21 protein-coding genes and 2 pseudogenes are annotated in these 19,561 nt (G+C 59.6%); 4 read left to right on the forward strand and 19 right to left on the reverse strand.

Features of this window, described 5'->3' with window-relative positions; translation table 11 throughout:
* Positions 1 to 125 precede the first annotated feature (125 nt).
* From KVG88_RS18745 to KVG88_RS31370, 4 genes and pseudogenes are all read right to left on the reverse strand, one after another.
* Positions 126 to 905, reverse strand: coding sequence for a DUF72 domain-containing protein (locus KVG88_RS18745; protein ID WP_217872333.1), 780 nt, complete (start codon positions 903 to 905; stop codon positions 126 to 128).
* Positions 906 to 925: 20 nt separating this feature from the next.
* Entirely contained in the window at positions 926 to 1,168 is a 243-nt protein-coding gene (locus KVG88_RS31270; RefSeq protein WP_367616849.1) for a cytochrome d ubiquinol oxidase subunit II, read from the reverse strand.
* Positions 1,125 to 1,556 (reverse strand): annotated as a pseudogene (locus KVG88_RS18755) (cytochrome ubiquinol oxidase subunit I); the annotation flags it as partial. The gene KVG88_RS31270 and the pseudogene KVG88_RS18755, both read right to left, overlap by 44 nt.
* A gap of 341 nt (positions 1,557 to 1,897) precedes the next feature.
* A pseudogene (locus KVG88_RS31370) lies at positions 1,898 to 2,059 on the reverse strand (con-10 family general stress protein); the annotation flags it as partial.
* A gap of 239 nt (positions 2,060 to 2,298) precedes the next feature.
* Here KVG88_RS31370 and KVG88_RS18765 point away from each other — a divergent pair.
* Positions 2,299 to 2,856, forward strand: coding sequence for an ATP-dependent Clp protease proteolytic subunit (locus tag KVG88_RS18765; RefSeq protein WP_150700898.1), 558 nt, complete (start codon positions 2,299 to 2,301; stop codon positions 2,854 to 2,856).
* Between the two features lie 98 nt (positions 2,857 to 2,954).
* Here KVG88_RS18765 and KVG88_RS18770 read toward each other — a convergent pair whose 3' ends face one another.
* The 3 genes from KVG88_RS18770 to KVG88_RS18780 are packed head-to-tail and all read right to left on the reverse strand — an operon-like array spanning position 2,955 to position 4,848.
* Positions 2,955 to 3,773: a DUF3618 domain-containing protein gene (locus KVG88_RS18770; RefSeq protein WP_217872336.1), complete on the reverse strand. Its 819-nt coding sequence runs from the start codon at positions 3,771 to 3,773 to the stop codon at positions 2,955 to 2,957.
* The gene (locus KVG88_RS18775) at positions 3,770 to 4,198 is read right to left on the reverse strand and encodes a phage holin family protein (protein ID WP_217872337.1); all 429 of its coding nucleotides are present in this window, start codon (positions 4,196 to 4,198) and stop codon (positions 3,770 to 3,772) included. Before KVG88_RS18775 ends, KVG88_RS18770 begins: the two co-directional genes overlap by 4 nt.
* Complete coding sequence (locus tag KVG88_RS18780; protein WP_217872338.1) at positions 4,198 to 4,848, reverse strand: hypothetical protein; 651 nt, start codon at positions 4,846 to 4,848, stop codon at positions 4,198 to 4,200. Before KVG88_RS18780 ends, KVG88_RS18775 begins: the two co-directional genes overlap by 1 nt.
* Positions 4,849 to 5,216: 368 nt before the next feature.
* Between KVG88_RS18780 and KVG88_RS18785 the strand changes: the two genes are divergently transcribed.
* On the forward strand, positions 5,217 to 5,888 hold the full coding sequence (locus KVG88_RS18785) for a class I SAM-dependent methyltransferase (protein WP_217872339.1): 672 nt from the start codon (positions 5,217 to 5,219) through the stop codon (positions 5,886 to 5,888).
* A 10-nt stretch (positions 5,889 to 5,898) separates the two neighbouring features.
* Here the strand turns inward: KVG88_RS18785 and KVG88_RS18790 are convergent, their stop codons facing one another.
* Positions 5,899 to 6,672: an AraC family transcriptional regulator gene (locus KVG88_RS18790; protein WP_150700985.1), complete on the reverse strand. Its 774-nt coding sequence runs from the start codon at positions 6,670 to 6,672 to the stop codon at positions 5,899 to 5,901.
* A 147-nt stretch (positions 6,673 to 6,819) separates the two neighbouring features.
* Here KVG88_RS18790 and KVG88_RS18795 point away from each other — a divergent pair, with 147 nt between their 5' ends.
* Complete coding sequence (locus KVG88_RS18795; protein ID WP_150700902.1) at positions 6,820 to 8,037, forward strand: MFS transporter; 1,218 nt, start codon at positions 6,820 to 6,822, stop codon at positions 8,035 to 8,037.
* Between the two features lie 90 nt (positions 8,038 to 8,127).
* Complete coding sequence (locus KVG88_RS18800; RefSeq protein ID WP_191630436.1) at positions 8,128 to 8,268, forward strand: hypothetical protein; 141 nt, start codon at positions 8,128 to 8,130, stop codon at positions 8,266 to 8,268.
* A 5-nt stretch (positions 8,269 to 8,273) separates the two neighbouring features.
* Here KVG88_RS18800 and KVG88_RS18805 read toward each other — a convergent pair whose 3' ends face one another.
* From KVG88_RS18805 to KVG88_RS18855, 11 genes are all read right to left on the reverse strand, one after another.
* The gene (locus KVG88_RS18805; RefSeq protein WP_217872340.1) at positions 8,274 to 9,395 is read right to left on the reverse strand and encodes a carboxylate-amine ligase; all 1,122 of its coding nucleotides are present in this window, start codon (positions 9,393 to 9,395) and stop codon (positions 8,274 to 8,276) included.
* 14 nt (positions 9,396 to 9,409) lie between these two features.
* Positions 9,410 to 10,354, reverse strand: coding sequence for a methyltransferase (locus tag KVG88_RS18810; protein ID WP_217872341.1), 945 nt, complete (start codon positions 10,352 to 10,354; stop codon positions 9,410 to 9,412).
* A 17-nt stretch (positions 10,355 to 10,371) separates the two neighbouring features.
* The gene (locus tag KVG88_RS18815; RefSeq protein WP_217872342.1) at positions 10,372 to 11,751 is read right to left on the reverse strand and encodes an iron-containing redox enzyme family protein; all 1,380 of its coding nucleotides are present in this window, start codon (positions 11,749 to 11,751) and stop codon (positions 10,372 to 10,374) included.
* A gap of 187 nt (positions 11,752 to 11,938) precedes the next feature.
* Complete coding sequence (locus KVG88_RS18820) at positions 11,939 to 12,151, reverse strand: hypothetical protein (RefSeq protein ID WP_217872506.1); 213 nt, start codon at positions 12,149 to 12,151, stop codon at positions 11,939 to 11,941.
* Positions 12,152 to 12,286: 135 nt separating this feature from the next.
* Positions 12,287 to 12,997, reverse strand: coding sequence for a GntR family transcriptional regulator (locus KVG88_RS18825; protein ID WP_217872343.1), 711 nt, complete (start codon positions 12,995 to 12,997; stop codon positions 12,287 to 12,289).
* A gap of 71 nt (positions 12,998 to 13,068) precedes the next feature.
* The gene (locus KVG88_RS18830; protein ID WP_217872345.1) at positions 13,069 to 14,091 is read right to left on the reverse strand and encodes a proline racemase family protein; all 1,023 of its coding nucleotides are present in this window, start codon (positions 14,089 to 14,091) and stop codon (positions 13,069 to 13,071) included.
* Between the two features lie 11 nt (positions 14,092 to 14,102).
* On the reverse strand, positions 14,103 to 15,584 hold the full coding sequence (locus KVG88_RS18835) for an aldehyde dehydrogenase family protein (RefSeq protein WP_217872347.1): 1,482 nt from the start codon (positions 15,582 to 15,584) through the stop codon (positions 14,103 to 14,105).
* Positions 15,581 to 16,876: an NAD(P)/FAD-dependent oxidoreductase gene (locus tag KVG88_RS18840; RefSeq protein ID WP_217872348.1), complete on the reverse strand. Its 1,296-nt coding sequence runs from the start codon at positions 16,874 to 16,876 to the stop codon at positions 15,581 to 15,583. Before KVG88_RS18840 ends, KVG88_RS18835 begins: the two co-directional genes overlap by 4 nt.
* Positions 16,873 to 17,916: a 4-hydroxyproline epimerase gene (locus tag KVG88_RS18845; protein ID WP_217872349.1), complete on the reverse strand. Its 1,044-nt coding sequence runs from the start codon at positions 17,914 to 17,916 to the stop codon at positions 16,873 to 16,875. The genes KVG88_RS18840 and KVG88_RS18845 overlap by 4 nt, the downstream gene beginning before the upstream one ends.
* Before the next feature lie 58 nt (positions 17,917 to 17,974).
* A complete protein-coding gene (locus tag KVG88_RS18850; RefSeq protein WP_217872350.1) occupies positions 17,975 to 18,856 on the reverse strand; it encodes a dihydrodipicolinate synthase family protein in 882 nt (293 codons plus the stop codon).
* Between the two features lie 37 nt (positions 18,857 to 18,893).
* Entirely contained in the window at positions 18,894 to 19,559 is a 666-nt protein-coding gene (locus tag KVG88_RS18855; protein ID WP_217872352.1) for an amino acid ABC transporter permease, read from the reverse strand.
* Between the last annotated feature and the right edge of the window lie 2 nt (positions 19,560 to 19,561).

Genomic DNA, 19,561 nt, shown 5'->3' on the forward strand with positions numbered 1-19,561 from the left:
GCTCTTGATGTCAGAGGCAGGTGACGTGCAAGAGTTCATAGAAGCTGATGGCCGAAACCGTCAGTGCGGCGCAATGCGACGCGAACAGGTTTTTTTCAAGTCCCCGGCATCTTCATAACGCGCTTTCAAGAAGAACTTGAACGAGCAATGGGTGTGCAGATTGATTTCCTCAGCAGGCCCTTTAGCGCCAGCGCGTTTTTCAACGCGGCACCACTGGCCGTGTTATCGAAGATGCACCACACACATCTATCGACAGCCGTCCGTTCGAGCAAAGAGGCGAGACGCTCCAAAAACAGCTGGTCATAAGGGCTGAAGTAGATGCGTGGAGAGCCGTGCAGCCGCCAGTAAGCAATGTCCCGTGCCCCTCGTGGCGATGAGTCCGTGGCGATACGCGACGGGTCGACCACCGCTTGGGCAATTGCATACGCCATCAATAAGGGTTCTGCACGAGTCCAGGATGGATGCCGAGGCTCTAGCACAACAGCCCCAGAAAACTGCGCCCTGAGTCCTCTAAAAAAGCGATGCGCCACGTGTTCCTCAAATACCAGCGACGGCGGCAGCTGCACCAGCAGACATCCCAGGCGGTCACCCAATCCTGAGCATTGAGTGAGGAACTCGGCCAACGCTTGATCGCAGTCCACCAAGTGCAACTCATGGGTGATTCGCTTGGGGACTTTCACACTGAACCGCAAATCGTGCGGTACGGAGTCGGCCCAGCGTGCATAGGTCTGCTGACGATGCGGGCGATAAAACGAGCTGTTGATTTCAACACCGTTGAATTGCCAAGCGTAACGCTGAAGGTGAGTGCCGTGTTCAGGGAACGCCGCGGCATGCTCCCGACCTACGCTCCAACCTGCACATCCCAGATAAATCGGCTGGCGACCCACGCCGTTCGAGTTGTCCATGTGGCAATCCCTCCAGCTTGTCACGGCCGCTGATGGCTCGGTTGTTCAACGGGATGAACCTTTCCGCTGAACACTTTGAAACCGTAGGTGTTGTAGATGAGTGTCACCGGGATCAAAACCGCAAAGCCAATCAGCATGAATCTTTGGGTCGCTGGGCTGGAGGTGGCGGCCTGCAACGTCAGATTGGGCGGAACGATCAGCGGATACAAAACCACAACCAAGAATCCAGAAGGCGCTGATGAAGGATCCCAGAGCGACGGCACTGGTTGCGAAAAAATGCAGACGAGGGCCGACCTTTTTCAGCCCGAAGAGCATGATGCCGACAAAGCCCGCCTCAAGAAAAAAAGCGGCAAGCACTTCGTAAAACATCAAGGGGCCGAGGATCTCACCCGCCAGGGTCGAGAGCCGCGACCAATTGAGCCCGAACTGGTATTCCAGGATCAGACCCGACGCTGTTCCGACGGCAATGTTAAGGGCAAATATTTTTAGCCAATAGCGATACACGTCCAGATAGATTTGCCGGCCCCGCCATAACCAAAGCGCCTCGAGCACCATCAAAAAAAACGCCAGACCGATCGTCAGCGCAGCCAGCACAATATGAAAACTGATGGTGATCGCGAACTGGGCGCGCGCAGCATCAAGGGCATCCATATGGGCCTCTGATCTGCGGCGGATATTTCATAACCAGGCCCCGAACATTATCGGGGCCCGGTTGGGCTCACACGTCATTAAGGTTTGCGTCCTCCGCCGCCGCTGTGATCGCCACCTTCACGCCCCGCTTGCGAGGCTTTATCCCGGTCATCGGCAAAGTTGCCGCCGCCACTGCCCTGCCTGTTGCGGTTCGATGGGTCGGCGTCAGTCGATGGGCGCCCACCTGAACCCTGGCCACCTTTCTGGCCTGGCTTGGCGGTGTTGTCCTGGTCGTCGGCGAATTCACCTCCGCGCTGGGTTCCTTGCCCCCCTCCGGACATCCGGTCAGCATCGCGTGACTGACCACCGGAAGCCTGGCCACCTTTCTGGCCTGCTTCAGAGGCACGTTGTGGATCATTGGCAAAATTGCCACTTGAGGCCTCTCCGCCTTTTTTACCGGCTTCGGATGCCTTGTCCCGGTCATTGCCAAAATTCCCGGGGTTGTTGTTTCCTGTATTGGCCATTTCAGTTCACCTCTTACATCGTTCACGAGCATTGGCTCGTATAATTCGGAGGACGCCGCCATTCGAAAGTTTGAAATGAAATCGTTAGCTCACGACGAGCGGAAACGGGCCTTTAGTTCCATTTGAATGGCAGCGTTCGACTGACGGCAATCAGCGATTCTGGTGAGAAAAGTGCTGAGTTTTTACTAGACTGAGTGTTTGGTAGAACACCCTCCAGCATTGAACCGGGAGGTCACGCCATGACGGAACACATCGTGCATTTTCACTGCCAGATCGACCAGGCAACGACGGAGCGATTCAGGGATTGCTGCCTCGAAGCCATCGATCAAGGCGCGACCTCGCTACTTCTGAACTTGTCCACCTGTGGAGGTAGCACCAATTTCGGTTTCACCCTTTACACCTTCCTCAAGTCATTGCCCGTGCCCTTGTGCGCGATCAACGCCGGTAACATCGAATCGATGGGCATCATCATGTTCCTGGCGGCAGGCAGGCGCATTACCTCTCCCCATGCACGTTTTTTGATTCACCCGATGAACTGGTATTTCAGTCAAAAGTCAGTCGATCACCAACGGCTGCGGGAATATCTGTCGAGCCTCGACAATGACCTGGCACGCTACGTAAAGATTTTCTCACTGGAGACCGCTGACGCTGCCACCCAACTGGACATTTTCCATTGCCTGTCCGCAGAGGAAAAAGTCATAGCCGCACACGAATCCCTCGCCTATGGCATTGCCCACGAGATGAAGCAAATGGTGTTTGCCGACGACGTCAAACACTGGAAAGTCAGTGGTGGATAACGGATTTTCAAATTGGGAATACCACGATAGCGATCCCCTTTTCCGCTCAATTGCCGAGAAGTCCGGAGGCCCAGGCTGGGCCTCCGCCCAGTCACCTGTCAGGAGGTTCCCAGTCCTCGGGAAAGATCCGCTGAGCCCGCAGAGGCATTTGTTTGTTCCGCATCAGGCCGAACAGGCGGCTCGGTGTGCTCGGTGGTTTTCGTCACCGTATCGCGCACCGCTTCGTAACCTTCTTGAGCCTGTTTTTTCACCTTGTCGACCAAACCCGCACTGGTACGTCCCAGATAGCGCTGTTCAGTGGCAGTCGTCGGTAACGACGCGCCAATCAATGCGCCCAAGGCGATACCCGCCGCAGCGACCACCAGCGGTTGCTCCTTGAGCAGGTGACTGAACTGCTGTCCCAGCACCTGGGAATTACGCACAAGCCGATCACTGGCCTCATGCATCGCATGGCTGACGGTCTCAGTGGCAGAGCCGACATTATCGCTGAGGTGAGTGGCCTTGTCTTTTAACGACTGGTAGCCCTCCTTCAGCGTATCGGCGGTTTGATGCAGTTGCTCGCGGGCACCGTCGAAGCCTTCTGCCACGTCATCGACCCACTCGCCCACTTGATTGGGCCCCGTTCGATAGCCCGGCTGCGATACCGGAGGCCGGTTCTGGCTCATCATCAGCCACAACAAGCCAACCGAGGTCAGGACGGCAGGAACAGGATTGTTACGGACGCTGGTACCCAGGTTGCTCAAGAATGTCGTGCCGTTGTTCTGCATCATGCCCCATGCCTGGTCGATCATCTGGCCGGGAGTGAACTTGCTCTCCAGTCGGTCGACGATGTTGCCGATGCTGGCCCGCTGCGCATCAATCTCACGCTCGATTTGTTCAGGGCTTTTTTCCGATTCGATCTCCAATTCGCTTTTCATGAGACTTTTCTCCGCAGCGCTTCCTGATCTTTATTCAAAGCGTCCAGTGTCCGGTCAGGCTTGAAGTGGGACGGCTCGAATTGTTTTTTTCCCGACTGCAACATGGCAAACCCGATGATCATCACCACCACCCCCACGATCAGGGCGGCCAGCCAAGGCGCCATGACCATACTCAGCGCATAAACGGCTGACATCAGCAGAATGATGAAACCGGCGAGCAGCACGATGGCGCCACCGGCGACCGCCGCTATCCCAGCCTTCAGGGTGGTCAGGCTGGCCTGAAGCTCGGCCTTGGCCAACGCCAGTTCCTTGGTGAACAACGCGGGTACTTCACGGGATAGCTGCCGCAGCAGACCAACGACCGAAGCGTCGTCGGGCGGGATGACCGGCCTTGTACCCGGCAGATCTTGTTCTTCTCTGTTCATCACAGTTCTCCTTTGACGTTTGGCGAAACCGTTGTCGACGCCGAGGCAAAGTCCGAAGGATGGTCATGCGCGCCTGGCGAAAACTGCGTGGTTGCGGTGGCCATTCCTGCATTGGAATCAGTGTGCGCGGGCACGGACGTTTCGTAGGGGCGATGAGCGCCAAAGCCCGCCGTTGGCGGCATCGACGTGCCTGCGGCCGGATCGCGCTCCGTCGGCACGGTCACCGCCGGCGCAGTGCCCGCCTTCAAGAACCGCGACAAACCGAAACCCAATGCGATGCTGCCCGCTATGAACAACGCGGGATTGCTGCGAGCCAGATCGACGCCGTCGTGCAACAGCTGCTCGGCACTTTTTCCGCGAAGATTTCCCGCCAGACCACTCATGGATTCCGCCATGTCGGTCAGGTAGTCAGACATACCCAGGGTGTCTTTATCCTCCAGCTCGGAGACGAAGGATTTCGCCCCTTTTGCCAGCGCTTCGATCTGGTCAGCCGCCGTGTCCCGGTATTGCCCGAATTGCTCGTCGGCCTGCTGCCTGGCCCCTCCCAAGGCCTCAGTGACGTCATCCTTCAAATGTTGAAAATCGTGCTCGGGCTTGCCGGCGTCCGGATTGCCCGACTGGGTGCCGGCACCACTGTCTGTAGTGTTCATCTTGTCCCTCACCTTTCGACGAAGTTGCTTATTGGGACTTCGCAGCAACATTGCCCTGAGCCCCTCATAGCAGAGGACGAAGGCGCCGAGGCGGGAGTTCAAAGAGGTTGATGAACGAGATGCAAAAGGTACCGACCGCGGCAAAAATCAATCGATAGCAAGACGTATAGCCGGTACCTGCGACTGGCAAAATCGATGTTTTTACGGAACGCAGTCATGCTTCAAGCTGTCACCTGTACACGGCGTCATTGTGTCGCAACCCTACGAAACAAGAGGTGAACAGCCATGAACAACATTATCTACATCGTCGGTGCAGTTGTGATCGTCCTGGTTATCCTGTCGTTTGTCGGAATCGTGTAATCACCGATATGCCTACACCCGAATCCACCCTGCTTGAAAGCTGGCACCACAACAGTCATGCCTGGATCGAAGCCATCCGCAGTGGCAGTATCGAAAGCCGCCTTCAGGTCACCGACCAGGCCATCCTGCTGGCGGTGCTCAGCCGCCAGCCTGAACGCGTGCTCGACCTCGGTTGCGGGGAAGGTTGGCTGCTCAGGTCACTGGCTGATCGTGGCATCGAAGCGGTGGGGGTTGATGGCGATACGACGCTGGTTGAAGCCGCGCGGGCTGCGGGTTCATCTGCGGTGCTTGTCGCCAGTTATGACGATCTGGTCGTTACCAAGGTCGAGATCGGGCGTGACTACAACCTGATCTGCGCCAACTTTTCCCTGCTGCACCAAGACATCATTCCCCTGCTCACGGCCATGAACGCCCTGCTCGCCCCGGGCGGCGCGCTGGTGATCCAGACGCTGCATCCGTGGACCGCGGCAGCGGGCGATTATCAAGACGGTTGGCGGGAGGAGACCTTCAGCGATTTCAAAGGGCAATGGCAACCGATGCCGTGGTACATGCGAACCTTGTCCAGCTGGGTCAACGCCCTGGACATGGCCGGGTTTCGCCTGGCGAGTTTGCAAGAGCCGCAGCATCCACAAAGCCCGGTGCCGCAATCGTTGTTGCTGGTGGCCGAGCCGCGAGGTTGAGTGCTGCGCTTCACTTGAAAAAATGGCTCGGCGTCTTGCCGAACTGTTTCTTGAACATCGTTGTGAAGGCGCTGGGGCTGTCGTAGCCCAACTCACCGGCAATGTCGATGATCTTCTCGCCGACGGCGATGCGCTCAAGCGCCAGGAGCAATCGCGCTTGTTGGCGCCATTGGCCGAACGTCATGCCGGTTTCCTTGTGAAACAGCCTCTGGATGGTTTTCTCATCGAGATTGAGCCTCACGCTCCAGTGCGCCAGGGTCGAGCCGTCGCCGGGATCGCGTTGCAACGCGGCACACACCAGATTGATGCGCGGATCGGTCGGTTGCGGCAGGTGCAGCGGCAAGGTGGGCAAGATCGTCAATTCATCGAGGATCAACCGCATGACCCGCCCCTCGCGCGACTCCGGTTCGTAAGGCGGCAGAATGTCGACCGAGACCTTGATCAATTCGCTCAGCAGCGCGGAAATACTCACCGCTCGTGGCTCACCCGGCAACTCGTCCAACGGCTCGGGACGCACGAATACGCTGCGCATCTTCAGCGGGCCCACGCAGCGGATCGAGTGAACGTGCCCGCTCGGCATCCAGATGCCACGGCTGGGCGGCACGGTCCACTGGCTTAATCCGGAGTGCACGACCATCACCCCCTCGATGGCATAGATCAGCTGATGCGCCTCGTGGGAGTGCGGTGCGATCACCCAGTTTTCCGGATAATCGGTCGCGCTGCTGCTCACCCGGCAGGGGCGTTGGTCGATCTCTTTGAGAAATTCTTCCAGCGGTTTGATGATGATGCCCTTTTTGCGATAGTCGATTCCCGGATTGCGCGAGACAGGCAAGCCAGCGAAAACCTAGGATAGCGCCGAACCCCGAAATGGGTAGCGCTTTTGTGCCTGTCACTGGCGCCCCGCCGTGCGTTTTTGTCTGGAAGACCTGCCATGTCCATCAGTACCACCGCCGCACCCGCGGCCACCGCCTCGGTGGCCAGTCAAGCCAGCCCTTTGGTGATGCGCGTCATTGGCGCCTGTGCCCTGGCACACCTGATCAATGACTTGATCCAGGCCGTGTTGCCGTCGATTTACCCGATGCTGAAAACCACTTACGGCCTGACTTTCACCCAGGTCGGGCTGATCACCCTGACCTTCCAGCTGACGGCTTCGCTGCTGCAACCCTGGGTTGGTTATTACACTGACCGCCACCCAAAACCCTGGCTGTTGCCGGCCGGCATGGTCTGCACCCTGATCGGCATCCTGATGCTGTCGATGGTCGGTAGCTTCCCGGCAATTCTGCTGGCCTCGGCGATGGTGGGCATTGGCTCGTCGACCTTCCACCCCGAAACCTCCCGCGTGGCGCGCCTGGCGTCGGGTGGCCGCTACGGGCTGGCACAGTCGACGTTCCAGGTCGGTGGCAACGCCGGCAGCGCATTCGGGCCCTTGCTGGCCGCTGCCATTGTCATTCCGTACGGCCAGGGCAATGTCGCCTGGTTTGGTCTGTTCGCGGTGTTCGCCATCCTCGTGCAATACGGCCTCAGCCGCTGGTATCGCAACCACCTGAACCTGTTCAAGCTCAAGCAAGGCAGCAAGGCCACCCACGGCCTGTCGAAAGGCCGGGTGACCTTCGCATTGGTGGTACTCGCGCTGCTGGTGTTCTCCAAGTATTTCTACATGGCCAGTTTCACCAGCTACTTCACCTTCTACCTGATCGAGAAATTCGACCTGTCGGTGGCCAGCTCGCAGCTGTATCTGTTCCTGTTCCTCGGCGCTGTCGCGGCCGGTACGTTCTTCGGTGGGCCGATTGGCGACCGGATCGGACGCAAGCAAGTGATCTGGTTTTCGATCCTCGGTGCAGCGCCTTTCACCCTCGCCCTGCCCTATGTCGACCTGTTCTGGACCGGCGTGCTGAGCATGATCATCGGCTTCATCCTGGCTTCCGCGTTCTCTGCCATCGTGGTCTTCGCCCAGGAACTGGTGCCGGGCAACGTCGGCATGATCGCCGGCGTGTTCTTCGGCCTGATGTTCGGTTTTGGCGGTATCGGCGCGGCGCTGCTTGGGCACCTGGCGGACATCCATGGCATCGAGTATGTCTACACGCTGTGTTCGTTCCTGCCATTGCTGGGCATTTTGACCATTCTGTTGCCGTCGACAAAGGGCGTTTAAGGGCCGCGACGTCCATCGGAAACACTGCCAGGTTTCTCGAACTCCCAAGCATGGGCCGCTTCCAATGATTAATCACTGGAGGCGCGTGCCATGAACGACGAAGACCGTGAAACCGCAGAAAACGAAGAGGACCTCACTCGACCCGCAGCACCTCAGACGCCGGAAGAGGAAGAAGAGGCGCGTCGCCGCAAAATCGCCGAGATAGAACGCAAAGTGGCTGACGGAAACTGATTGCGTCAGCTCGCGCTTTCCCCGAGCAAGTGGTCGACCACCGCTTGCAGATTGCGCTGAGGGTCTGGGTCTCGGGCGCAGGCCTCGGCGTGGCACGCTAGCTGACGCGTCGCGCTATTGCCGTGCTGCATCAGGGCTTTGGCGTGATCGAAAATCTGTGGCTCGCCCATAAGCTCAGCCGTTTCGGCAAACAGCAACTGTGCCCGCTGCAACCATTGACCGGCACTGAGCACGGTGCCTGCGGCATCGATTGCAAAACGTCCTTCCAGCCCGTGACGCTTGGCCTGCCAGCGATTCTCCGCGAGTAGCCAGCGCACCGTAGCGTCATGCCCGGCGCCTGGGTTCGCACAGGTTATGGCATACGCCACCATCACCCGGAACAAGTTCGCCAATAGCAGCGCGTCACTGAGTCGAGGGCAGGCATCGGTCATGCGCAGTTCCAGCGTCGGGTAGCGGCTAGCAGGGCGAAGTCCCCACCAACCATTGCCGCCCGGTTCAATCGCGCCGACTCGCTGCAGCAAATCCAGATAACGCTGATACTCGCGCTCATTCTCGAAGTGTTCCGCAATACCCATGCGTGGCCAGCCGTCACAGACCACTTGGCGATAACTCTTGAAGCCGCTGTCAGCGCCCTGCCAGAACGGAGAAGAACAACTGAGCATGAGTAATAGCGGCAACCAGGGGCTCACTTCATTCATCACCGCGATCCGGTCGATGCCCTTGGGAATTTCCACGTGCACATGCAGGCCGCCGAGCACGCTGCGTTGTGCCACCGTTTGGTATTCCTGGAACAACTGTTCGAAGTGCGGCAGCGGCGTGGCCCGCTGATCACGCCAATGCGCGAGGGGATGGGTGCCGGCGCAGAGCAAGCCCAATCCGTGGCCGCTCAATGTGTGGTTAAGTCGCGAGCGAATACCCTGAAGATAATCAGCCGCCTCAGTTATCGAGGTGAATATCGGTGACGCGACTTCAAGCTGTCCCTGGAACATCTCATAGGCAAAGCCTTTGCCGACCGCTTCCCGGCATTCGGCCAAAAGCGCGTGGCCGGGTTCAGCCAGCATCTGCCGAGTGGTCAGATCGGTGAGGAAGTACTCCTCTTCCATTCCGAAACGCGGCCCCTGCTTCATCGCGACCACTGCGGTCAATGCCGTCGGGTCACGGTCAATGCCACGACAGCGATGCGCTCTACCCGTTCGTAACCGGGTTTGAGCAATTCCTCGCCGAACACGTCCGGATCCAGCTCTCGATAAGTCCAGCCGGCCGCATGATCAGCCAGCATCGACTGGATGGCTTCAAGAAACGGGTCGCGTCCCTCAACCATCGCCACGCCGGTGTACAGCACCAGGCTGCCGGCCTTCTGCAGACGCGGTAACGATTCACGAACGATGCGTAGCGACAGGGCTTCACCCAGGGCGCCGCCGCCATGGCGATAGGCGCGTTGCTGGCTGTCGTTCATGTAGGGCGGATTGGCGATGATCAGGTCGAATTCACCGTCGACACTGCCGAGGATGTCGCTCTGGTACACGCTGATGTTGTCGACACCGGCCAGTTCGGCATTGACCGCCGAGAGGCGCAGCGCTCGCGGGTTGATGTCCACCGCCAGTACTTCGGCAGACGGGTGTGCCCGAGCGACCACCAGCGCGCCGACGCCGGCCCCGCAGCCAATGTCCACGGCCCGGCGCACAGGCTCGAAACGCTGCTGCAAATGCGCGTCGATCATTTGCGCAAAACGGTAGCTGTCCGGCCCGAAAAATACCGCGTCAGCCTGCGAGGTCGGGTACGCCGAATGGGCAAATAACGCCCCATCAAGGCTCGACCATCGCACAGTGCTGCGCCACAGCGGGCCATCTCGTTCGACGATCTCGGCCTGTTCCAGGCCAGCCAGAATTTCTCGCGCAAACAGCGTGTGATCAAACGGCATCGACCAGCCGAAAACATCGCGCAGGTTTTTGGCCAACGGTGGTGTAAAACGTTGGTACACGCGGTCGTGAGTCGCCGGGGTCGGGGTGATGAAACGATAGTCTTCACTGAGCAGATGCCTGCCCAGCTCCAGCATGGCCTGATCGGCGATGTGTTGTTTCGACATGCAAATCACTCCTGAGCTCAGCGCAAGCGGGCTACCGTTTCGATAAAACGCCGGGTAGCGTAGAGCCCCGCCGGACGGCAATGCCGCTGGGCCGAGAGCCACGGGATCAGCGTTCGAAGCTGTTGCTGCGGCGGCTGATTGCTCAGGTTTTTTCGCAACGCGATGAGTTCCGGGTCGTGGGTTTCGCCCGCGTCGAGGGCGTCACTGGCGCTATGATCCCGAGCTATCGGCTTGGGCCGTTGCGGGTCATGCCAGTCACCGGCAATCCAGTCGTGCAGCAATTGTTTTTCGTAGCCACTGAACACCCCGAACATGGCCGCAGTGTTGCCCTCGATCAAGCGCCAGAAGCGGCTGTCTTGCGGTGACCGGTTTCGCTTGATCCAGCCCTTGTGCTCCAGGGCAGCAAGAAAGTCTTCAATCTGACCAGGCGACGCCAGCCATTGATTGACGGTTTTGCCTTCGATCTGACAAAAATCAGAATGCATGTGCTGGCCGAAACAGCGTTTGCGCTCGAGCATCGCAATCACTTCCCGTTGCAACTCAAAGCCGGCAATGACCGCCGTCGAGCCCTTCCCCAGATCGTTCAGGCGATAGCCCACGGCGACACGCCGGAAAAACTCGTCCCGTCCCTGCTCCATGGGTAGCAGCTCCAACAGCGATTCAACAGCCTTGTGCCCATGACCGCTGCTGGCGTTGTCGATCGTCACGTGCAGGGTGAAATAATACGGATCGATGCCCAGCTCACGCAGTTCATAAGCGCTGATCAGCAGGTGCAGCGGCAATTGCTCATAGCCGAGGTTGTAGCCGATGACTTCCGGCATGAATGCGTCGCTGCATTGACCCAACGCGAGCTGAATCGCGCCTTGCACAAAATACTCATCGGCAAGCCCTTGTTTGTCGCCACAGTCGTGGGCGGCCAGCAGATTACGGTAGATCACCACGTGATTCTGCCGAGGATCGCCCCTGCCCAGTTCTTCCAGATAAGTGTTCAGGAGTCCGTCATAACGCACGTCCTGCCAGTGTTCCAGCACGCCCGCCAGCCAGGCGCCGTCGACCTCTTTGGTCGGTGCGACGCGTTGCAGGAAATACAGGGCATGAGCCTTGTTCGAAAAATATCGGCGCGCCCCGCCCTGCTTGCGGTCCTCAAGGTAACCGGCGTAATCCTGCGCCACTGCCGCGCAACGGGCTTGCGCCCATGCCGACAATTGCTCAGGCGCTTCGGGCAAATCACACGGCAGTTCAGCGGCGCGGGCCATTTGCTGGCGCAGAAAAACCTCCGCCTGCGGCCCGGCATCAGCGCCGTTGCTGTAGAGCAAATCGTACAGTTCTCGATAGCGCCCAGCAGCGGGGCCTGGCAGTGCTGAAGGTGTGCCGGACAGGGGTTCAAACAAAGTCATGGACGTTTCTCTCCTGGACGGTGCATTTGGCTGCGCCCCTGGAATCAGGTGCCGACAACACGAAACGCTGGCTCGTTGAACAGAAGATTTAACGGTGCGCGGAAAATTCAATCGGCTTGCGGCAAAGCGGGACAGGTGGCATGTGCCACGCGAAAAAAAGCCCGGCTCACTGACCGGGCTCCTGCTGTTACCGCCTGTCGTCCGACAACGGCGTTTGCTCGTCCGCTTCGGGGACGTCACGGGGCGGCTCGTTCCAGTCCTCTGCTCGCGCATCCTCTTCCTCGTCAGGCTGGGACAGCGGATCGTACTTGCCTGGGTCGTCCGGATTGGGCTGCGAATCATCATTGCCGGGCTCAGGTTTTGAGGGAACGGCGCCTTGCGTGTTGTTTGGGTCTTGCATGTTTTCCTGGAAACTCGAATCGCTGGACATAGCCCACCTCACAACAGAGGTCCGGATTTTCCGGGCCGTACTCTTGTGAGGTTGCCAAAGGGAATGGCGTGCGATCGAGCAGACGAGCGGCCTGCCCGTCGAGCCTCAACCCACCGACATTTTTTCAGTGAGGTTCTGCTGCATGTACGCCAGGAACCGGCGTTGAAACAGCATCGTATGTTCATGCGCGGCTTTTTCCGCTGCATCGGCGTTGCGCGCCTGTATGGCATCGACGATTTCATCGTGGTCCCGGCCGATGGACGTAGAGGGACTGGCCGAGCTGATGATGTAGTCGAAGTGAAGGTGCAGCAGGCGCTGCCCCTCACCCAACAGCTTCTCGTAGTAGTTAATGAAGTAAGGGTTTTTCCCGGCCTCGGCAATCGCCATGTGCAAGGCCTTGTTGGTTTCAGACATCGCCTGGAAATCCCCGGTACTGACGGCCTCCAGGTACGCCGCATCGGCCCCGCGGATGCGCACCAGGTCGTCATCCGTCCGGTGCAAGGCGGCCAGGCGGGTCACTGCGCGTTGAATCAGGTCGAGTGCCGAAATGTAATTGGGGAATTCTTCGATCTCGAACGGTGTCACCAACAACGTCCGGTTGGGCAGGATGGTAACCAGGCCTTCGCTGATCAAGCGGGCAAGCGCATCACGCACCGGAGAGCGGGAAAGACCAAACTGAGCGGCCAGGGATACTTCGTCCAGCGGCATGCCGGGCTTGAGCTTCAGCGTCAGGATCTGCTTGCGCAATTCTTCGTAGATATAGCGACCGCCATGGCGTTTGGCACCACTGGTAGCTTCAGTCGTTTCTTTGCTCATTGGGTCATGCTCTCGGCAATGCAGGCGGGCCATCTGGCCAGCCTGCAACTTTAACATCCGCCCGGGGATAGTTAAAAACCCTCGCCCCAGGTATCGCTCAGCATAAAACCTGCCGCCAACGGGTCATCCGGATCGACACCCAATTGATGCAGCCCGTAGACCCAGGCTCGCCCGGTGATCCTCGGCAGGACCGCCGGTTTGCCCGCCACCTCGGTAAGCCCGAGCAACTCAACCCGGAACTCGCCGCCAATGGTCGAGCGCGAGGTGAGTTGGTCGCCAACGTCGACCAGACCTCGCGCACTCAAGGTCGCCAGGTTGGCCGAACTGCCCGTCCCGCACGGTGAGCGGTCAACCCGTCCTGGCGGCAAGGTGGTGCAGGTTTGGTAGGTACTCTTGTCCAGGCGATTGCGGAACATCACATACGCCACTTCGTTGAGCTCCTTGAACAACGGGTGACAGATCTTTACCTGTGAATTGATCAGGTTTTTAAGGCTCACACCCCGGGTAGCCAGCTCGCGAGCGTTTTCGGCTGCGATGGTCAAACCGATCTGATCCACGTCCACCAAAGCGTAATACACCCCACCGAAGGCAATATCGACCTTGATCGAACCGAACTCGGTTGTCTGGATCGGCACGTCCAGTTGCTCGACAAACGATGGCACCATATCCAGCGAAACGCTCTGGCAACGTCCGTCCGCACATTGCGCCCGAGCAGTGACCAGACCTGCCGGCGTATCCAGCACCACCGTGGTCACCGGCTCGACCATCTCCAGCATGCCAAGCTCCAGTAACGCGGTGACCACGCAGATGCAATTGCTGCCGGACATCGGGTGAGCCTTGTCCGCCTGCAACACGATGAACCCGGCCTGGGCTTCCGGCCGGGTCGGTGGCAAAAGCAGGTTCACCGACATCTGCAGGCAGCCGCGCGGCTCCAAAGTCACCAGACGCCGGAGGCTGTCGTCGACCTCGTTGATGTAGTTCATCTTGTCGAGCATGGTCTTGCCGGGAACATCCAGTACGCCCCCGGTGATGACCTTGCCGACCTCACCTTCACAATGCACATCGGCGATTTGCAGCGTTTTCTTCCAGCGCATGCCGGGCTCCTTTACTTGATGTACCAGCCCCACGGCTGCTCGCTGTCGTAGCGGGTGATCTGTTTGGTTTCCAGGTAATTGTTCAAGCCCCACTCGCCCAGCTCGCGACCGATGCCGCTTTGTTTGTAGCCGCCCCATGGTGCTTCGGTGAAGGTCGGTTGCGAACAATTGATCCAGACGATCCCCGCCCGCAGGCGACGAGCCACGCGCTCGGCACGCTCAAGGTCACGGGACATCACGGCGCCGGCGAGGCCGAAGCGTGAGTCATTGGCGCTACGCACCGCATCGGCTTCGTCATCGAACGGGCGCACACACACCACAGGCCCAAAGATTTCTTCGTTCCAGATCCAGCTGTCCTCAGGCACATCGGCAAAAATCGCCGGGGTGAGGAAATAGCCTTTCTCACACTGCGCCGGACGCGTGCCGCCCGCAAGCAGCGTCGCCCCCTCCTCGCGGCCACGGGCAATGGCGGCCAACACTTTGTCGTACTGGCCGCGGTTGACCAGCGGGCCGAGCAGCACGCCTTCGTCCATTCCGTTGCCGATGCTGACACGCTGGGTCTGCTCCACCAGGCGCTTGAGCAGCGGCTCGTACAGGTCGCGCTGCACCAGAACACGGGAGGTGGCCGAACACACTTGCCCCTGGTTCCAGAAAATCCCGAACATGATCCATTCGACGGCGGCCTCGATGTCGCTGTCGTCAAAGATGATGAAAGGTGATTTGCCGCCCAGTTCCAGACTGATGTTTTTTATATCCCGGGCAGCGGCCTGCATGATCCGCGTGCCGGTGGGAACGCTGCCGGTGAACGCCAGCTTGTCTATCCCCGGATGCTCGCTGAGCGGCGCGCCAGCGTCAGGGCCAAGTCCCGTCACCACGTTCAGCACCCCGGCGGGCAAGCCGGCCTGATGGGCGATGTCGGCCAGTTCGAGGGCGGTCAATGGCGTCAGTTCCGACGGTTTGAGCACCATGCAGCAACCGGCGGCCAAGGCCGGCGCGACTTTCCAGGCCGCCATCAACATCGGGAAGTTCCACGGAATGATGGCGCCGGCAACGCCCACCGGTTCTTTGCGCGCAATGGATGTGAAGCGTTCATCGGCGAGGGCAATGCGCTGCTCGCGATGGCCATCGAGATCGTCGGCCAGGTCGCCATAAAAGTCGAAACAACCGGCCGTATCGGCGATGTCCCATTGGGCTTCAGGTAGCGGTTTGCCGTTATCGCGCACTTCCAGTTCGGCCAAACTGTCCTGGCGTTCACGAATACCGTTGGCGATGGCCCGCAGAACCGTCGCACGTTCACCGCCGGTCATTTGCGGCCAGGGACCCTCATCAAAGGCACGGCGTGCAGCGTTTACCGCCAGGTCAATGTCGTCCGCCGTCGCCGCCGCGACCCGGGTGATGACCGATTCGTTGCTCGGATCAATCGTCTCAAAGGTGCCGCCATTCTTCGGGCGAACCCACTGGCCGTCGATATAGAGCTGGTCATGGGATTTCATGCATGGCCTCCAACAAGGGCAAAGCGCTTGGCGCTAAAAGGGGTCAGGTCCTGGGCCGGTGTGCGACCGGCAACCAGGTCAGTGATCAGGCGTGCGGTGGTCGCGCCCAGTGTCAGGCCGAGCTGGCCGTGACCGAAGGCGAGGAACACGTTCGACAGGCGCGCACTGCGGTCGATCACCGGTTTGGTGTCGGGTAGAAACGGCCGGTAGCCAACGCCGTACTCAACGTTGTCCAGTTGCAACCCGGGAAGGATTTTTCGCGCCTTCTCAAGAATGATGTCGGCGCGCTTGAAGTTCGGCTCGGCGTTCGGACCGGCAAACTCGATGGTGCCGCCAATCTGCAGACCACGGGTCATCGGGCTGAAGCAGAAACCGCCATCGGCATAAATTACCGAGTGACGAATCTCCACCCCGGGAGTGGGCAGCAACACCTGATAACCGGCGATTCCCGCCAGCGGCACCTGCGCGCCGATCTGCTCGAAAAACTGTCGCGAGCCCGTGCCGGCAGCGATTACCACATGATCCGCGGCGTAGCGTTGGCCATCGCCGAGGGTGACGCCGCTGGCACGGTTGGCCACCTCATCAATGCGTTTGACCTGGCCACGGACACGCACCCCGCCCTGGTCGAGAAAGCTTTGGGTCAACGCGGCAATAAAGCCCTTGGTATCGCTGACAGAACGCCAATCCGCAAACAGCAGGCCATGGCTGAATTTGCCGGCCAATGACGGTTCGAGATCCGAGATTGCCGCGGCATCCAGCACTTCGGACTTGAAGCCCAGCGCCTGACGCAGTGCCAGGTGCTCACGTTCGTGTTCGAGGCCTGACGACGTATCAAACAGCTCGAGGATTGGCCGTTCGCCCATCAGAGTCTTGTCGGGGCACGCTTCAAGCAAGGGCGCGTAGTCCTCATAGACATGGTGAGTGAGCGTCGCCATGTCTTCGGAAATCTCGACAATTTTCGAGTGTCGGGCACAGGCCAGAAAACGCAGGAACCACGGCAGAATGCCGGGCAATGCACCGGGCCGCAGCGCCAGCGGGCCTTTCTGGTCCAGTAGCCAGCCCGGTATTTTCTTCAGGATCCCGGGTTTGGACAGCGGAATGACTTCGCTGACCGCCATCTGCCCGCAGCTCCATTTCGCGGTGCTGTCCCCCGCCGCCGCCGGATCGATCATGGTGACCGCATAGCCTTCGCGTTGCAGGTACAGCGCGCAACAGACGCCAACGATTCCACCGCCGACCACGACGGCCTTTTCCAGGGCAGGTACAGGTGCAACGGACTGCAGAGGTGTCATAGGGAAGTCTCTTGCGCGGGGGCTGGAGCGGCGAAGTCTTCCAGACTGAAGCCGTCCCACCAGGGTTGGGTATCGTCGACAATAAACTCTGCGCGCCCGGTGATCCACGCCCTTCCTTCGATACTGGGGCGAATCGCCGGATGGCCGTCTTCAAGCAGCAATTGCTGCGCCACGCGACCGACGAAGAAGCTGCCGATCAGGCTTTCATGACGGTAGGCGCCGTCTTCAGCCAACCAGCCACGGGCAAAGCGCTGCGCGACCCGGGCCGAACTGCCGGTGCCACAAGGGGAACGATCAATCAGGCTGTCGCCGGCAATCACCACGGCCCGTCCCTGGGATTGGCCTGACAAGGGCGCGCCTGTCCACATGCAATGTTTTACGCCACGGATCGCCGGGTTTTCCGGGTGAACCACGTCCACGGACCGGTTGACCAGAGCTTGCATCTCCCGGCCCCAATCCAGCAGTTGCTGCGCGCTGAAATGCTCGCAACCGGGGTAGTTCGGTTGCACCTCGATAATCGGGTAAAAGTTGCCGCCGTAGGCGATGTCGACCTTCAGCACGCCCAACGGCGGGAAGTCGATCTCCAGGTCACGGTGCAACAAGAACGACGGCACGTTGGTGAAACGCACCGAGCTGACTTTGTCACCATCGCGCACGTAGGTCGCATGGATCTGCCCCGCCGGAACATCCACCACCACGGTGCCCGGGGTTTTCGGTTCAATCAGCCCTGCCTCAAGCGCGAACGTGATCGAACCCAACGTGGCATGCCCGCACATCGGCAGACAGCCGGACGTCTCGATAAACACAAGGCTGAAGTCGCTGTCGGCGCGCAATGGCGGATAGAAAACCGTACCCGACATATGAGAATGGCCACGGGGTTCGAGCATCAGGCTACGGCGAATCCAGTCGAAGTTGGCCATGAAGTCTTCGCGACGCTCGCTCATGGTTCGACCTTTGAGCGCAGGCGCGCCGGCTATCACCATGCGCACGGGCATGCCCTCGGTATGGCCTTCGATACTGCTGAAAACGTGTCGGGTCATCTCACTCACTCCGTAGCGCCGCATCGGTCGTGCGTGGCGACCGATGCGGCAATCGCCATTAGCCCAATGCCAGTTCAAACGCCTTGCGGAAACCGGCCTTCTCTTCAGTGGTCAGCGGTTGCAGTGGCATGCGCGCATTGCCCGCGTCAAAGCCTGCGAGCTCGCAACCGTACTTGACCTTCTGGATGAACTTGCCCGACTCCATGTCCGCCAGTACCGGGAACAGCGAACGCACGATGGCCTGCGCGCCGGCCAGGTCACCGCTGGTGTATTTGCTGTAGAAATCGCACACCTGTTGAGTCAGGCAGTTGGCCGGGCCGCAGATCCAGCTCGTGGCGCCCCACAGGAAGAAGTCCAGTGCCTGGTCATCGGAGCCGCAGGACAGCTGATAGTTGTCTTTGTAGGTGTTGCCGATTTCGATGGCACGCAGCAGGTTGCCGCTGCTTTCCTTGATGGCGATCACGCGTTTGTTGTCCTTGAACGCATCCAGCACGTCAAAGCCGACTTCGACGTTGGTGCGCACCGGGTAGTTGTACAACACCAGGTCGATGTCCGGCACGGCGTCGAGAATCGCCTGGTAGTGACCGATCAACTCTTGCTGGGATGGCAACGCGTAGTAAGGCGGTGCGATCAACAGATTGGTGTAGCCGGCATCACGGGTCTGCTTGACCTGCTCGATCACTTCACGGGTGCAGGAGCCATTCGCGCCGGCAATCAGCACACCACGATCACCCACCACTTCACGCACGGTTGCCAGGATCTGGCGACGCTCTTCGTTGGTCAGGGCGTAATACTCGCCGGTGGAACCCAGTGGCACGAAACCTGTGACGCCAGCCTTGAGTTGAAACTCGATGATGTTGGAGAGCATGTCGAAATCGACTTTGCCGGCCTTGTCGAACGGGGTGACCAGAGCAGGCAAAATACCTTTGAGTTGGGTCATTGAAGACACTCCACTTGGGTTGGATGACGGGGTTGGGTTAGTACGCATAACGACGCAGCATCCGCGCTTCGATCACGCCGACCAGTCGGGTCAGCGGGAATGCCACGAGGAAATAGATCACAGCCACCGCCGAGAGAAACTCGACCGGGCGGGCCGTGCTGTTGGAGATGTTCTGGCCGACGAACATCAGGTCGGCGATGCCCACCGAAGAAATCAGCGCGCTTTCCTTGAACAGTGAAACCACGTTGGACAGCAGCGGCGGAATGCCCCGCAGCAACGCCTGGGGAAACACCACGAACACGGTTTTGTTCCATGAGGCCAGGCCCAACGCGACGCAGGCATCGTGCTGCTCGCCGGGAATCGACTTGAGCGCGCCACGGAAGGTCTCGCTGGTGATGGCGGTCATGTACAAGGTCAGCGCGAGCAATACCGACAGGTAAGGCGGAATGTCGACGCCGAACACCACCGGAAAGCAGAAGAACACCCAGAACAACTGGATCAGCAACGGCGTGCCGCGAAACAGCTCCACGTACAGACCGGCCGGCACGCTCAACCAGCGACTGCCGGAGGCCCGCAACAGGCTCAACACAAAGCCGCACAAGCTGCCGAGAATGGCGCAGCCGACCGTGAACACCAGCGTCAGCGCCAGCCCCTGCAACAGGGCCTGCCAGTAAGAAAACACCACGGTGAAATCAAGGTTCATCA

It is taken from the genome of Pseudomonas azerbaijanoccidentalis, assembly GCF_019145495.1.
In the GTDB taxonomy this organism is placed as follows: domain Bacteria; phylum Pseudomonadota; class Gammaproteobacteria; order Pseudomonadales; family Pseudomonadaceae; genus Aquipseudomonas; species Aquipseudomonas azerbaijanoccidentalis.

Excerpts from the sequence above, each read along its gene's own strand:
- KVG88_RS18745 (WP_217872333.1), bottom strand. The coding sequence starts at position 905 with ATGGACAACTCGAACGGCGTGGGTCGCCAGCCGATTTATCTGGGATGT.
- KVG88_RS18765 (WP_150700898.1), top strand. The coding sequence starts at position 2,299 with ATGACGGAACACATCGTGCATTTTCACTGCCAGATCGACCAGGCAACG.
- KVG88_RS18770 (WP_217872336.1), bottom strand. The coding sequence starts at position 3,773 with ATGAAAAGCGAATTGGAGATCGAATCGGAAAAAAGCCCTGAACAAATC.
- KVG88_RS18775 (WP_217872337.1), bottom strand. The coding sequence starts at position 4,198 with ATGAACAGAGAAGAACAAGATCTGCCGGGTACAAGGCCGGTCATCCCG.
- KVG88_RS18780 (WP_217872338.1), bottom strand. The coding sequence starts at position 4,848 with ATGAACACTACAGACAGTGGTGCCGGCACCCAGTCGGGCAATCCGGAC.
- KVG88_RS18785 (WP_217872339.1), top strand. The coding sequence starts at position 5,217 with ATGCCTACACCCGAATCCACCCTGCTTGAAAGCTGGCACCACAACAGT.
- KVG88_RS18795 (WP_150700902.1), top strand. The coding sequence starts at position 6,820 with ATGTCCATCAGTACCACCGCCGCACCCGCGGCCACCGCCTCGGTGGCC.
- KVG88_RS18800 (WP_191630436.1), top strand. The coding sequence starts at position 8,128 with ATGAACGACGAAGACCGTGAAACCGCAGAAAACGAAGAGGACCTCACT.
- KVG88_RS18805 (WP_217872340.1), bottom strand. The coding sequence starts at position 9,395 with ATGAAGCAGGGGCCGCGTTTCGGAATGGAAGAGGAGTACTTCCTCACC.
- KVG88_RS18810 (WP_217872341.1), bottom strand. The coding sequence starts at position 10,354 with ATGTCGAAACAACACATCGCCGATCAGGCCATGCTGGAGCTGGGCAGG.
- KVG88_RS18815 (WP_217872342.1), bottom strand. The coding sequence starts at position 11,751 with ATGACTTTGTTTGAACCCCTGTCCGGCACACCTTCAGCACTGCCAGGC.
- KVG88_RS18820 (WP_217872506.1), bottom strand. The coding sequence starts at position 12,151 with ATGCAAGACCCAAACAACACGCAAGGCGCCGTTCCCTCAAAACCTGAG.
- KVG88_RS18825 (WP_217872343.1), bottom strand. The coding sequence starts at position 12,997 with ATGAGCAAAGAAACGACTGAAGCTACCAGTGGTGCCAAACGCCATGGC.
- KVG88_RS18830 (WP_217872345.1), bottom strand. The coding sequence starts at position 14,091 with ATGCGCTGGAAGAAAACGCTGCAAATCGCCGATGTGCATTGTGAAGGT.
- KVG88_RS18835 (WP_217872347.1), bottom strand. The coding sequence starts at position 15,584 with ATGAAATCCCATGACCAGCTCTATATCGACGGCCAGTGGGTTCGCCCG.
- KVG88_RS18840 (WP_217872348.1), bottom strand. The coding sequence starts at position 16,876 with ATGACACCTCTGCAGTCCGTTGCACCTGTACCTGCCCTGGAAAAGGCC.
- KVG88_RS18845 (WP_217872349.1), bottom strand. The coding sequence starts at position 17,916 with ATGACCCGACACGTTTTCAGCAGTATCGAAGGCCATACCGAGGGCATG.
- KVG88_RS18850 (WP_217872350.1), bottom strand. The coding sequence starts at position 18,856 with ATGACCCAACTCAAAGGTATTTTGCCTGCTCTGGTCACCCCGTTCGAC.
- KVG88_RS18855 (WP_217872352.1), bottom strand. The coding sequence starts at position 19,559 with ATGAACCTTGATTTCACCGTGGTGTTTTCTTACTGGCAGGCCCTGTTG.